Below are 13,995 nucleotides of genomic sequence, written 5' to 3' on the forward strand. Positions count from 1 at the left end.
CCAAAAAAGTAGATTAATTTATGGCTCAACAAGTACAACTTAGTGCAACTATCGCTGAATCACAGCTTGGTCAACGTTTAGATCAGGCTTTAGCCGAATTGTTCCCTGATTATTCTCGTTCACGCATAAAAGAATGGATTTTAGCTGATAGAGTGCAGGTTAATGGCAAAGTTATCAATAAGCCAAAAGAAAAAGTTTTTGGTAGCGAACAAATTTTAATCGATGCCCTTATCGAAGAAGATAATCGCTGGGAGCCTCAAGATATCCCACTTAATGTTATTTATGAAGATGAAGATATCCTAATTATTAATAAACCACGTAATTTAGTTGTTCATCCTGGCGCTGGCAACCCAGATGGGACGATCCTTAACGCATTATTGTATCGTTACCCTGAAATTGCCGATGTACCAAGAGCGGGTATCGTCCACCGTTTAGATAAAGACACGACTGGCTTGATGGTTGTTGCAAAAACGGTTCCTGCGCAAACTCATTTAGTTGAAGCGTTACAACGCAGAGAAATTACGCGTGAATATGAAGCCGTAGCGGTAGGCCGCATGACTGCTGGTGGCATGGTGGAAGAGCCAATCTCACGCCATCCAACCAAAAGAACCCACATGGCTGTTCATCCAATGGGGAAACCTGCGGTGACACATTACCGTGTGATGGAGCATTTTAGAGCTCATACTCGTTTACGTTTACGTTTGGAAACAGGTCGAACTCACCAAATCCGTGTCCATATGGCTCATATTAATCATCCTTTAATTGGAGATCCTTTATATGGCGGTCGTCCGCGTCCATTAAAAGGCGCAACAGAAGAGTTCTTCGAAGTCATGCGTAGCTTTGATAGGCAAGCACTGCATGCGACTATGTTGCGCCTGTATCACCCAATTTCAGGTATTCAAATGGAGTGGCATGCACCGTTACCGGATGATATGGTTAAGCTTATTGATGCCTTAAAGGCAGATACTGAACTTCACAAAGACGATATGGACTGGTAATGAGCATATTGATTTTCCCTGACTGGCCACAGCCTAAAAGTGTATCAAGCTGTAGTACGACCCGTGCTGGTGGTGTGAGCCTACCACCTTTTGATAGCTTAAATTTAGGTGATCACGTTGAGGATCGCTTTGAGGCCGTCAGTGAAAATCGCCAACGTTTAGTTAAACTTGCTCAATTACCGCAACAACCGGTGTGGCTTGAGCAAGTACACGGTACCCGCGTGCTTCATCTTGATGGCAGTAAAATCAAGAATAAACAAGCTGATGCGGTATATACCAATCAAAAAGGTCAGGTTTGTGCAATCATGACCGCAGACTGTTTACCCGTGCTTTTTTGTAATATGGCAGGTAGTGAAGTCGCAGCGGCACACGCGGGTTGGCGAGGTTTATGCAATGGTGTACTTGAGAATACGGTGAGCCAATTTGTCAGCCCAACAAATGAAATTATGGCATGGTTAGGGCCTGCGATCGGAGCTGAGAAATTTGAAGTTGGCGGCGAAGTGAAAGACGCATTTGTTAATCAATCGTCTGATTTGGCCTCAGCTTTTACTCCCCATAATGGAAAATATTTAGCCGATATCTATTTATTAGCACGTAAAAAACTGAGTACGATGGGAATTAATGCCATTTATGGTGGTGATTTTTGTACAGTAACGGATGAAAACAGATTTTTTTCCTATAGACGTGAAGGAAAAACGGGCAGAATGGCCTCTCTAATATGGGTATCCAACTAATTTTAGAGTTATAATCTAAATTAACAAATATAATAAAAATAATCCCATGCAAAACTTGAATAGTTAAAAATAGACCTCATTTAGTAACCAGTAGCAAATTTAATCTCATTTATCGGAGGTGTTATGCGTCTGGACCGTTTAACTAATAAATTCCAGCAAGCTCTCGCTGACGCCCAATCATTAGCCCTTGGGCGCGAAAACCAATTTATCGAACCAATTCATCTATTAAGTGCCTTGTTTAATCAAGACGGTGGCACTGTTCGTCCTTTACTGACAACGCTAGGCGTTAATGCTGTGCAGTTTAAGCAAAAGATTGAAGATGCATTGGAACGTTTGCCTCAGGTGCAAGGTGTTGCGGGGGATGTTCAACCATCAAGTGACTTAATGCGTCATTTGAATTTATGTGACCAATTGGCACAAAAGCATGGGGATGAATTTATCTCCTCAGAATTATTTCTTATCGCCGCTTTAGAAGCCAATACAACATTAGCAGACATGCTCAAAGCAGCAGGTGTTAATAAAGATAACTTAATAAAGGCAATAGAACAGATGCGTGGTGGAGAAAAAGTGAATGACCAAAGCGCTGAAGACCAGCGCCAAGCTTTGAAAAAATATACTGTCGATTTAACCGAGCGAGCAGAACAAGGTAAATTAGACCCTGTGATTGGTCGTGATGAAGAAATTCGTCGTACGATCCAAGTGTTGCAGCGCCGTACTAAAAATAACCCAGTACTTATTGGTGAACCCGGTGTTGGTAAAACTGCGATTGTTGAAGGTTTAGCTCAGCGTATTGTTAATGGTGAAATTCCTGAAGGGTTAAAAAACAAACGTGTACTTTCACTCGATATGGGCGCACTAATTGCTGGCGCTAAATACCGTGGTGAATTTGAAGAACGTTTAAAAGGCGTTTTGAATGACCTTGCAAAGCAAGAAGGTAATGTCATTCTATTTATTGATGAATTACACACCATGGTTGGTGCTGGTAAAGCTGACGGTGCAATGGATGCCGGCAACATGTTAAAACCTGCGCTAGCTCGCGGTGAATTACACTGTGTTGGTGCGACAACGTTAGATGAATATCGCCAATATATTGAAAAAGACCCTGCGTTGGAACGCCGTTTCCAAAAAGTCTATGTCGCAGAACCGTCAGTTGAAGACACTATTGCGATTTTACGTGGTTTGAAAGAGCGCTATGAGCTACATCACCATGTACAAATTACTGACCCAGCAATTGTCGCAGCGGCAACATTATCCCATCGGTATATTACCGATCGTATGCTGCCAGACAAAGCTATTGACTTAATTGACGAGGCTGGTGCAAGTTTGCGTATGCAGATGGATTCAAAACCTGAATCCTTAGATAGACTAGAACGTCGGATTATTCAGCTTAAACTCGAGCAGCAAGCTCTGAAAAAAGAATCTGATGACGCAAGTAAAAAACGTCTTGAAATGTTAGAGGAAGAACTAACAGAGAAAGAACGTGAGTATTCTGCGTTAGAAGAAGAATGGAAAGCAGAAAAAGCATCTCTTACTGGTACACAGCATATAAAAGCTGAACTAGAGAATACACGTATAGAGATGGAAAAAGCACGCCGAATGGGCGATTTAGCTAAAATGTCTGAATTGCAATATGGCCGCATTCCAGAGCTTGAAAAACAACTTGAAGCCGCAACGAAAGCGGAAAATAAAAGCATGAAGCTTTTACGTAACAAAGTCACTGACGTTGAAATTGCTGAAATTTTAGCGCGTTGGACTGGGATACCTGTATCAAGAATGCTTGAAAGTGAACGGGAAAAACTGTTACGTATGGAGCAGCAATTACATCAACGTGTTATTGGTCAAGATGAAGCGGTTGTTGCTGTATCTAATGCGATTCGTCGTAGTCGCGCAGGTTTATCTGATCCAAATAGACCTATAGGTTCATTTATGTTCTTAGGGCCTACAGGGGTCGGTAAAACTGAGCTGTGTAAGGCGCTGGCGAACTTTATGTTTGATAGCGATGACGCAATGGTGCGTATCGATATGTCTGAATTTATGGAAAAACATGCGGTATCGCGTTTAGTGGGTGCGCCTCCAGGTTATGTCGGTTACGAGGAAGGTGGCTATTTAACTGAAGCCGTTAGACGTCGTCCATATTCTGTTATTTTATTGGATGAAGTTGAAAAAGCGCATCCAGATGTCTTCAATATTTTATTGCAAGTACTGGATGATGGGCGTTTAACTGATGGTCAAGGTAGAACGGTAGACTTCCGTAATACGGTAATTATCATGACATCTAACTTGGGTTCTGACTTAATCCAAGAAAGGTTTGGCATGATCGGTTATTCAGAAATGAAAGATATGGTAATGGAAGTGGTATCCCATAGTTTCAGACCTGAGTTTATTAACCGTATTGACGAAGTGGTTGTATTCCATCCATTAGGTAAAGAGCAAATTACGAATATTGCTAATATTCAGTTAGCTCGTTTATATAAACGTCTTGAAGAACACGGCTATGAAGTGACAGCGACTCCAGCTGCACTTGAGAAAATTGGTGAGGCAGGTTTTGACCCAATCTTCGGTGCAAGGCCATTGAAACGTGCTATTCAACAAGAAATTGAAAACCCTCTGGCACAAGAAATTTTGTCAGGTAGGTTATTACCGGGTAAACCTGTCATTTTAGATGTAGAAAATGACGAGATAGTTGCTAAGCAGTAATTGATATTATTATAGAATCAAAAGGTGGCTAATATTAGCCACCTTTTTTATATCAAATTACGTATAAAACCGCGTTTTTTGCTTGAGAATTGGGCGTAAAGTATAAAATATAATCACTTGAGGTTTTTTTTTCAAAAAACACTTGCCAGATTTTTCTGACTCCCTATAATGCGCCACCACTGACCGGGAACAAGACAACGCAAAGCGCGATGAACACTGAAACGGCAGCGAGAGATTCTGAAAAGAAAAAGCAAAAAATTGCTTGACTCTCACAGAGGAAAACGTATTATACGGCTCCTCGCGACAACGACCTCGAAGTCGAAAATCAAACAGATTTAGTCGCAACGCTCTTTAACAATTTATCAGACAATCTGTGTGGGCACTCACAGGACACTATCAAAAAAATATTTGATTTTAAGTCTTGAAGAGTGACTAACACGTTAATTCATATATATGAAATAAGGTAGTAACGCTTATTTTGGAAGGATAACGCGAAGGCAAGCAGAGATAACCCGAGACAGTACTTAGGTACGGCGAGGGGAAGCGATGTGAAGCCGACAACGTTAGCCGAACAAAAGAACGTTACGGTCAGTAAGACATTCTTTGAGCATCAAGCTACTTTTAATTGAAGAGTTTGATCATGGCTCAGATTGAACGCTGGCGGCAGGCCTAACACATGCAAGTCGAGCGGTAACAGGGGAAGCTTGCTTCTCGCTGACGAGCGGCGGACGGGTGAGTAATGTATGGGGATCTGCCCGATAGAGGGGGATAACCACTGGAAACGGTGGCTAATACCGCATAATCTCTTAGGAGCAAAGCAGGGGAACTTCGGTCCTTGCGCTATCGGATGAACCCATATGGGATTAGCTAGTAGGTGAGGTAATGGCTCACCTAGGCGACGATCCCTAGCTGGTCTGAGAGGATGATCAGCCACACTGGGACTGAGACACGGCCCAGACTCCTACGGGAGGCAGCAGTGGGGAATATTGCACAATGGGCGCAAGCCTGATGCAGCCATGCCGCGTGTATGAAGAAGGCCTTAGGGTTGTAAAGTACTTTCAGTCGGGAGGAAGGCGTTGATGCTAATATCATCAACGATTGACGTTACCGACAGAAGAAGCACCGGCTAACTCCGTGCCAGCAGCCGCGGTAATACGGAGGGTGCAAGCGTTAATCGGAATTACTGGGCGTAAAGCGCACGCAGGCGGTTGATTAAGTTAGATGTGAAATCCCCGGGCTTAACCTGGGAATGGCATCTAAGACTGGTCAGCTAGAGTCTTGTAGAGGGGGGTAGAATTCCATGTGTAGCGGTGAAATGCGTAGAGATGTGGAGGAATACCGGTGGCGAAGGCGGCCCCCTGGACAAAGACTGACGCTCAGGTGCGAAAGCGTGGGGAGCAAACAGGATTAGATACCCTGGTAGTCCACGCTGTAAACGATGTCGATTTGAAGGTTGTTCCCTTGAGGAGTGGCTTTCGGAGCTAACGCGTTAAATCGACCGCCTGGGGAGTACGGCCGCAAGGTTAAAACTCAAATGAATTGACGGGGGCCCGCACAAGCGGTGGAGCATGTGGTTTAATTCGATGCAACGCGAAGAACCTTACCTACTCTTGACATCCAGAGAACTTAGCAGAGATGCTTTGGTGCCTTCGGGAACTCTGAGACAGGTGCTGCATGGCTGTCGTCAGCTCGTGTTGTGAAATGTTGGGTTAAGTCCCGCAACGAGCGCAACCCTTATCCTTTGTTGCCAGCGATTCGGTCGGGAACTCAAAGGAGACTGCCGGTGATAAACCGGAGGAAGGTGGGGATGACGTCAAGTCATCATGGCCCTTACGAGTAGGGCTACACACGTGCTACAATGGCGTATACAAAGAGAAGCGACCTCGCGAGAGCAAGCGGAACTCATAAAGTACGTCGTAGTCCGGATTGGAGTCTGCAACTCGACTCCATGAAGTCGGAATCGCTAGTAATCGTAGATCAGAATGCTACGGTGAATACGTTCCCGGGCCTTGTACACACCGCCCGTCACACCATGGGAGTGGGTTGCAAAAGAAGTAGGTAGCTTAACCTTCGGGAGGGCGCTTACCACTTTGTGATTCATGACTGGGGTGAAGTCGTAACAAGGTAACCGTAGGGGAACCTGCGGTTGGATCACCTCCTTACCATTGAAGTGTTTTTGTGAAGTGCTCACACAGATTGTCTGATGAAATAGAGTAGCAGTATCAATAGGCTTGTAGCTCAGGTGGTTAGAGCGCACCCCTGATAAGGGTGAGGTCGGTGGTTCAAGTCCACTCAGGCCTACCAAATTTTGTTTATTCGTTGTTGCAGATTAGCTCGTTTACCCAAAAGTAAACTTCGCCAATCCGCGCCTAGACTAAACAAAATTGGTAACTTTAAGCATACTAAAAGCGAGAAGTATAAATTTTATTATTTATTATTGATACTGAAATTACCTTTATGGGGCTATAGCTCAGCTGGGAGAGCGCCTGCCTTGCACGCAGGAGGTCAGCGGTTCGATCCCGCTTAGCTCCACCATAAATTTTTCTGATTATTCAGAATAGATTAGTCAAATAGTCTATTGCGAATAATTATGCTCTTTAACAATCTGGAACAAGCTGAAAATTGAAAACAACGCACATTGTTTATCGCTTAAACAATGTGAGAGTCTCTCAAAAATCTCAACTTGAATAGTGTACTTTGAACTATCGAGTCGACGAGCGAAATGAGTTCAAGGCAGCCCGCGCACAGCAAGCGCAGCGTACTTAATGTACGTGAGCATTGCGAGCACGGACTAACGCCGAAATCATGAAGCACAGTCACTCGTTGTCAGAAGACACCTTCGGGTTGTGAGGTTAAGCGACTAAGCGTACACGGTGGATGCCTAGGCAATCAGAGGCGATGAAGGACGTGCTAATCTGCGATAAGCGTCGGTAAGGTGATATGAACCGTTATACCCGACGATTTCCGAATGGGGAAACCCAGTGCAATTCGTTGCACTATCGTTTGATGAATACATAGTCAAACGAAGCGAACCGGGGGAACTGAAACATCTCAGTACCCCGAGGAAAAGAAATCAACCGAGATTCCCCTAGTAGCGGCGAGCGAACGGGGAGCAGCCCAGAGTCTTAATCAGCATTAGTATCAGGAGAACGGTCTGGAAAGTCCGGCAGTAAAGGGTGATAGCCCCGTATCTGAAGATATTAGTGTTGTGAACTCGACGAGTAGGGCGGGACACGTGTTATCCTGTCTGAATATGGGGGGACCATCCTCCAAGGCTAAATACTCCTGATTGACCGATAGTGAACCAGTACCGTGAGGGAAAGGCGAAAAGAACCCCGGCGAGGGGAGTGAAATAGAACCTGAAACCGTGTACGTACAAGCAGTGGGAGCCTTGATTTATCAGGGTGACTGCGTACCTTTTGTATAATGGGTCAGCGACTTATATTCTGTAGCAAGGTTAACCGTATAGGGGAGCCGTAGGGAAACCGAGTCTTAACTGGGCGAATGAGTTGCAGGGTATAGACCCGAAACCCGGTGATCTAGCCATGGGCAGGTTGAAGGTTGGGTAACACTAACTGGAGGACCGAACCGACTAATGTTGAAAAATTAGCGGATGACTTGTGGCTGGGGGTGAAAGGCCAATCAAACCGGGAGATAGCTGGTTCTCCCCGAAAGCTATTTAGGTAGCGCCTCGTGAACTCATCTTCGGGGGTAGAGCACTGTTTCGACTAGGGGGTCATCCCGACTTACCAACTCGATGCAAACTACGAATACCGAAGAATGTTATCACGGGAGACACACGGCGGGTGCTAACGTTCGTCGTGAAGAGGGAAACAACCCAGACCGCCAGCTAAGGTCCCAAAGTCATAGTTAAGTGGGAAACGAAGTGGGAAGGCTCAGACAGCCAGGATGTTGGCTTAGAAGCAGCCATCATTTAAAGAAAGCGTAATAGCTCACTGGTCGAGTCGGCCTGCGCGGAAGATGTAACGGGGCTAAACTATGCACCGAAGCTGCGGCAGCGATATGTAAATATTGTTGGGTAGGGGAGCGTTCTGTAAGCCTGTGAAGGTGTACTGTGAGGTATGCTGGAGGTATCAGAAGTGCGAATGCTGACATAAGTAACGATAATGCGGGTGAAAAACCCGCACGCCGGAAGACCAAGGGTTCCTGTCCAACGTTAATCGGGGCAGGGTGAGTCGACCCCTAAGGCGAGGCAGAAATGCGTAGTCGATGGGAAACGGGTTAATATTCCCGTACTGGTGATAATTGCGATGGGGGGACGGAGAAGGCTAGGCTGGCCGGGCGACGGTTGTCCCGGTTTAAGGATGTAGGCAGGTGAATTAGGCAAATCCGGTTCACTATATGCTGAGGTCTGATGACGAGTCACTACGGTGGCGAAGTAGCTCATGCCCCGCTTCCAGGAAAAGCCTCTAAGCTCTAGATTATCACTAATCGTACCCCAAACCGACACAGGTGGTCAGGTAGAGAATACTCAGGCGCTTGAGAGAACTCGGGTGAAGGAACTAGGCAAAATGGTGCCGTAACTTCGGGAGAAGGCACGCTGGCGCTAGGTGAAGTGGTTTACCCATGGAGCTGAAGCCAGTCGCAGATACCAGCTGGCTGCAACTGTTTATTAAAAACACAGCACTGTGCAAACACGAAAGTGGACGTATACGGTGTGACGCCTGCCCGGTGCTGGAAGGTTAATTGATGGGGTTATCCGTAAGGAGAAGCTCTTGATCGAAGCCCCAGTAAACGGCGGCCGTAACTATAACGGTCCTAAGGTAGCGAAATTCCTTGTCGGGTAAGTTCCGACCTGCACGAATGGCGTAATGATGGCCAGGCTGTCTCCACCCGAGACTCAGTGAAATTGAACTCGCTGTGAAGATGCAGTGTACCCGCGGCAAGACGGAAAGACCCCGTGAACCTTTACTATAGCTTGACACTGAACATTGAGCCTTGATGTGTAGGATAGGTGGGAGGCTTTGAAGTGTGGACGCCAGTCTGCATGGAGCCAACCTTGAAATACCACCCTTTAATGTTTGATGTTCTAACGTTGCCCCGTTATCCGGGGTGCGGACAGTGTCTGGTGGGTAGTTTGACTGGGGCGGTCTCCTCCCAAAGAGTAACGGAGGAGCACGAAGGTTGGCTAAGCATGGTCGGACATCATGCGGTTAGTGCAAAGGCATAAGCCAGCTTGACTGCGAGAGTGACGGCTCGAGCAGGTACGAAAGTAGGTCTTAGTGATCCGGTGGTTCTGAATGGAAGGGCCATCGCTCAACGGATAAAAGGTACTCCGGGGATAACAGGCTGATACCGCCCAAGAGTTCATATCGACGGCGGTGTTTGGCACCTCGATGTCGGCTCATCACATCCTGGGGCTGAAGTAGGTCCCAAGGGTACGGCTGTTCGCCGTTTAAAGTGGTACGCGAGCTGGGTTTAGAACGTCGTGAGACAGTTCGGTCCCTATCTGCCGTGGGCGTTGGAAGATTGAAAGGGGCTGCTCCTAGTACGAGAGGACCGGAGTGGACGCACCACTGGTGTTCGGGTTGTCATGCCAATGGCATTGCCCGGTAGCTAAGTGCGGAAGAGATAACCGCTGAAAGCATCTAAGCGGGAAACTTGCCTTGAGATGAGTCTTCCCTGACCCTTTAAGGGTCCTAAAGGAACGTTTAAGACTAAGACGTTGATAGGTTGGGTGTGTAAGCATAGCGATATGTTGAGCTAACCAATACTAATGAACCGTGAGGCTTAACCTGACAACACCGAAGGTGTTTTAGAGATTGAGAGATGACGTTGATTCAATGAGCGTGAGAAGCCGAGAGGCGAGGGACATGGCAGCTTGTTCAAGATTGCAGTTCTGGTTTAGTGACGAAATGCGCTAAACGGGAACAAACCGAATTTGTCTGGCGGCAATAGCGCGGTGGTCCCACCTGACCCCATGCCGAACTCAGCAGTGAAACGCCGTAGCGCCGATGGTAGTGTGGGGTCTCCCCATGTGAGAGTAGGGAACTGCCAGACATTAATTAAAAATTTATTGCTTATAAGAAGCAGTAAATTGCCGAAAGGCGAAAAGAATAAGTGGAGCGGTAGTTCAGTTGGTTAGAATACCTGCCTGTCACGCAGGGGGTCGCGGGTTCGAGTCCCGTCCGTTCCGCCACTTAATCAAGCCCCGTGATGAAAATCACGGGGCTTTTTTACATATATGAACCGAAGAATGCTAATAATATTAAATAGTTAAATTAGGTGATATCAATTTCAAAATAGCGCTTTAAGGCTTTTTTGCCCGTTGATGTAAAACTTACTTCCCTATAGCCTTTTATTCTGTTTATCCATCCGTTTTGCTCAAATATTTTTAATAATTCAGCGCCAGCGACTCCACTCAGATGCATACTTCGTTCGCTCCAGTCTAAACATTCACACACCATTTTTTTTGTTGTTTTTATTGGTAATTTGATGCCTAGCTGTTTAAAACCGTCAATGCCAAATGTAGAAAGTTTGTTCTCTTCGATTAATATCCAGCCTCTTTTTTGCATAGATTGATAGATTTTTACTGCGATTTCTCCTGCTAGGTGGTTATAACAGGTGCGCGCTTTGCGTAAGGTAATAGGTGTGGTGGTGGGGTGTTGACTCTTCATTTTCATTGAAACCCCCATTAAAGTTTCAATTAGAGCTGCGATATCTGTACCAGCGAGGCGATAGTAGCGGTGTCGCCCTTGAGACAGATAGGTAATTAATTGACTATTTAACAATTTTGCCAGATGGGCACTGGCCGTTGAAGGTGTGACCCCTGCAACGGTACTTAACTCTGTTGCAGTCCAAGCCTTGCCATCCATTAGCGCACAAAGAATACTGACCCTTGAGGGGTCAGCAATTGCAGAGGCAACATTTGAAATTGAGCGTTCTAAGTGTTCATTTTCCTCGGTTAGGAGGTCTGGCTGGGTTGATCTCACGGGGAACACTCCATTTTTTCGTGATTTTAATAGCGAGCTCATTGTTATCGGTTAATAGTATCAACCTATTGTTGTGATCACTATATTGCACAAGGATATTAATATGATAATGAGCGAGGTGTGCAGCTATTTTGCCAAGCTCTCCTGGGCAATCTTGATTGAGTTGACAAATTACAGGTTGTGAAATGCTTTCAAGCTGTAAACCTACGGAGAATAGAGCTTGATGAATATTTTCTGTGTGCTCAATTAAAAAATGTGCATGGCTTTTGCCCTCGACAGAAAAAACACCGCCACCTTCGAGACTGATGCCATGTTGGCCTAATGTAGCGCCAAGTATCGCTAATTTGCCCGGTTGATTATCAAGGATCACATAAATATCATACATAAAGGTTAGTCTCTTTTATTTAATGAATAATCTCTGATAACTTGTGCTACCCGAATATGGTACTGTGAAAAAATGGTGCTTTTCCCTTCAAATTGAGCATGTTGGTGTTGCATATTGTTTTTCCATTCAATTATGGCTTCTTCATTTTCCCACCACGATAGAGACAAAATCTTCCCAGTGGTTGTTAGGCTTTGAAAACGCTCAATAGAAATAAATCCTTTAATATTTAGCAACTCTGACTTGAGTTCAGCGGCTAGCTGAAAGTAACGGCTTTGTTGTTCAGGAATTGGATTTGCTTCAAATAGTACTGCGATCATAAAACCCCCTTCAGTTAGAAAGCCTTAATATAGTCAATTTTTTTAGGGATGCTTCGATAGAGAACGAAATGTATAAGATAGTGAAGAGGGGGCATCCGGTAAGGAATGATTTAGTGAAAGGGGACGATAAAGATGAAACCAAAGATTATTTAAATGATTGATATAAGCTATATCCTGCTACAGCTCCAGCAACGTCATAAGTGAAATCATGCCAGCTCCAACCTGTTCCTTCTGGCCGACTATCATATAATTCTTTTGCAGCACCTAGTGAGACTGAAAATAAAATACCGAATTGTGCTGCGTCTCTATGTCGCATATTTTGCCTATCAGCATATGCATTTCCTGCTGCAGTCATTGCTGCGGAAAATGCGAAGTGTTGGGCTTTATCTTTGCCTTTCCAGTTATCATTAGACCAATGATAACCACTACACCCAGTGATTAACATTATGAATATACTAATAATGAATGGCTTAAACATAGTAGGTATCATCACCGAGTCAACGGCCATAAAAAGCGCCACTAAAGTGACGCTGACTTGGACTGGGGTTATAAAATCCGGCTAATTAGCCTATCCACACGTATTCGACGTAATCTGCGGATAAGTTTTTTTACTTTTACTGGGTAGGTTTGAATGCTATCAAGTTCCCGAAAATGGCCTACCACTTTTGTGTGCGTGCGGATGCACTCTAATTCGTGGCTACGTTGATCTTGTAATTCTTGTTTTGGATCGTGGATAAGCACTGCATTTTCAAGATCTAGCCCCCATGCCCGAGGATTCAAGTTATTACCTGTTATTAACTGCCACTGATTATCTACCCACATCCCTTTTAGATGATAGGTATTTTCACCATCTTTCCACAGCCTAACGGTCAGTTGTTGATTATCGATAAAACGTTGCAGACGGCTTACAAAGCGGCGCAGGTTTATCTCATAGAGATAAGGTAGTGCACCTATAATTTTAAATGGTTCTTCAGGTGGGATATAGAAATCATTAGCTGTCTTATCACCAATAATAATTTCGACTTGCTTACCCTCTCTTAGCAACCGACTAATAATTCTAACTAAAACTGCTGGTAGATTAAAATAGGGCGTACAAATTGTGAGTTTTTTATTGGTAGAGCCCATTAAATGAGTGATCACACGGTTTAAATCATTCTTTTTACCAAGACCGACAAATGGAGTTACGGATAGCTCATCGTTTGAGGCATTCCCGATAAATTGATAAGAAGAACCCCTTAACCCCAAACGAAATTGTTTGATTAAGTGTTTAAATTCAGCTGTTTTAGGGCGAGTTGTTGTATTTAGTAAATGAACAGCCTCGGCTTGTAATAACGAGTCATCAATAAATTTTTTCATTGATGCGGTAAGTTGGCTATTTTTGATCAAATGATACCGATCATAACGGTACTTATCATGACGTTGTAAGTAAACATCATTAATACTTGCACCGCTGTACAGTAAAGTATCATCAAACAAGAAACCTTTTAGGTGCAACACACCTAAGGCTTCCCTAGTATTAACAGGAATGCCATAGACTGGAATATCGATATTAGGATAATGCTGAGCAACGTCATAGTACCAATCGGCGTTAGTTGCATTTGCTGCAACGCCTATTCTGCCACGTTGAGCACGGTGCCAGTCTACGAGAATTTTGATATCCAATGATGTATTAGCTTGTTTTGCAGCATATAACGCATGAAGTACGTCTTTGCCTGCATCATCTTTCTCTAAATACAAAGCGGTTATGTAGATAGTATTTTGAGCCTGAGAAATTTGTTTCAGCAGTTCATCACGAAAATCTTCTGTCTTATATAGCGTTTTTACATCAGCAATTTCTTGAGACAGTTTAGGTAAACTAACCAAATATTGTTGATGTTTTGCTTGTTTTAATTTTGACAACATCACAGTGTG

The 13,995-nt window shown here is 44.5% G+C and carries 8 protein-coding genes, 3 tRNA genes and 3 rRNA genes; 9 read left to right on the forward strand and 5 right to left on the reverse strand.

Going from position 1 to position 13,995, the window contains the following annotated elements; translation table 11 throughout:
- Positions 1-20: 20 nt before the first annotated feature.
- The 9 genes from rluD (at position 21) to RB151_RS05140 (ending at position 10,589) form a co-directional block, all read left to right on the forward strand.
- Positions 21-998: a 23S rRNA pseudouridine(1911/1915/1917) synthase RluD gene (rluD, locus tag RB151_RS05100; RefSeq protein WP_042848671.1), complete on the forward strand. Its 978-nt coding sequence runs from the start codon at positions 21-23 to the stop codon at positions 996-998.
- Positions 998-1,732, forward strand: a complete 735-nt coding sequence (gene yfiH / locus RB151_RS05105; RefSeq protein WP_042848670.1) for a purine nucleoside phosphorylase YfiH — start codon at positions 998-1,000, stop codon at positions 1,730-1,732. Before rluD ends, yfiH begins: the two co-directional genes overlap by 1 nt.
- Before the next feature lie 123 nt (positions 1,733-1,855).
- On the forward strand, positions 1,856-4,429 hold the full coding sequence (gene clpB, locus RB151_RS05110; protein ID WP_042848669.1) for an ATP-dependent chaperone ClpB: 2,574 nt from the start codon (positions 1,856-1,858) through the stop codon (positions 4,427-4,429).
- Positions 4,430-5,051: 622 nt separating this feature from the next.
- A 16S ribosomal RNA gene (locus RB151_RS05115) occupies positions 5,052-6,591 on the forward strand.
- A gap of 65 nt (positions 6,592-6,656) precedes the next feature.
- Positions 6,657-6,733, forward strand: a tRNA-Ile gene (locus tag RB151_RS05120).
- A gap of 155 nt (positions 6,734-6,888) precedes the next feature.
- Positions 6,889-6,964 (forward strand) — tRNA-Ala (locus tag RB151_RS05125).
- Positions 6,965-7,279: 315 nt separating this feature from the next.
- A 23S ribosomal RNA gene (locus RB151_RS05130) occupies positions 7,280-10,188 on the forward strand.
- A gap of 146 nt (positions 10,189-10,334) precedes the next feature.
- A 5S ribosomal RNA gene (gene rrf / locus RB151_RS05135) occupies positions 10,335-10,450 on the forward strand.
- The 16S, 23S and 5S rRNA genes sit together here with 3 tRNA genes alongside, the layout of an rRNA operon.
- A gap of 62 nt (positions 10,451-10,512) precedes the next feature.
- Positions 10,513-10,589: transfer RNA gene (locus RB151_RS05140), tRNA-Asp, on the forward strand.
- A gap of 82 nt (positions 10,590-10,671) precedes the next feature.
- On the opposite strand, the gene RB151_RS05145 is transcribed toward RB151_RS05140, so the two are convergent.
- From RB151_RS05145 to pssA, 5 genes are all read right to left on the reverse strand, one after another.
- Entirely contained in the window at positions 10,672-11,382 is a 711-nt protein-coding gene (locus tag RB151_RS05145; protein ID WP_042848416.1) for an ArsR/SmtB family transcription factor, read from the reverse strand.
- On the reverse strand, positions 11,342-11,767 hold the full coding sequence (locus RB151_RS05150; RefSeq protein WP_042848415.1) for an amino acid-binding protein: 426 nt from the start codon (positions 11,765-11,767) through the stop codon (positions 11,342-11,344). Before RB151_RS05150 ends, RB151_RS05145 begins: the two co-directional genes overlap by 41 nt.
- A 5-nt stretch (positions 11,768-11,772) precedes the next feature.
- Positions 11,773-12,084, reverse strand: a complete 312-nt coding sequence (locus RB151_RS05155) for an antibiotic biosynthesis monooxygenase family protein (protein WP_042848413.1) — start codon at positions 12,082-12,084, stop codon at positions 11,773-11,775.
- A gap of 145 nt (positions 12,085-12,229) precedes the next feature.
- Positions 12,230-12,529, reverse strand: coding sequence for a YfiM family lipoprotein (locus RB151_RS05160; protein WP_423810734.1), 300 nt, complete (start codon positions 12,527-12,529; stop codon positions 12,230-12,232).
- A 101-nt stretch (positions 12,530-12,630) separates the two neighbouring features.
- The gene (gene pssA / locus RB151_RS05165; protein WP_042848412.1) at positions 12,631-13,986 is read right to left on the reverse strand and encodes a CDP-diacylglycerol--serine O-phosphatidyltransferase; all 1,356 of its coding nucleotides are present in this window, start codon (positions 13,984-13,986) and stop codon (positions 12,631-12,633) included.
- Between the last annotated feature and the right edge of the window lie 9 nt (positions 13,987-13,995).

The sequence above is a fragment of the Providencia rettgeri genome (assembly GCF_001874625.1).
GTDB lineage: Bacteria > Pseudomonadota > Gammaproteobacteria > Enterobacterales > Enterobacteriaceae > Providencia > Providencia huashanensis.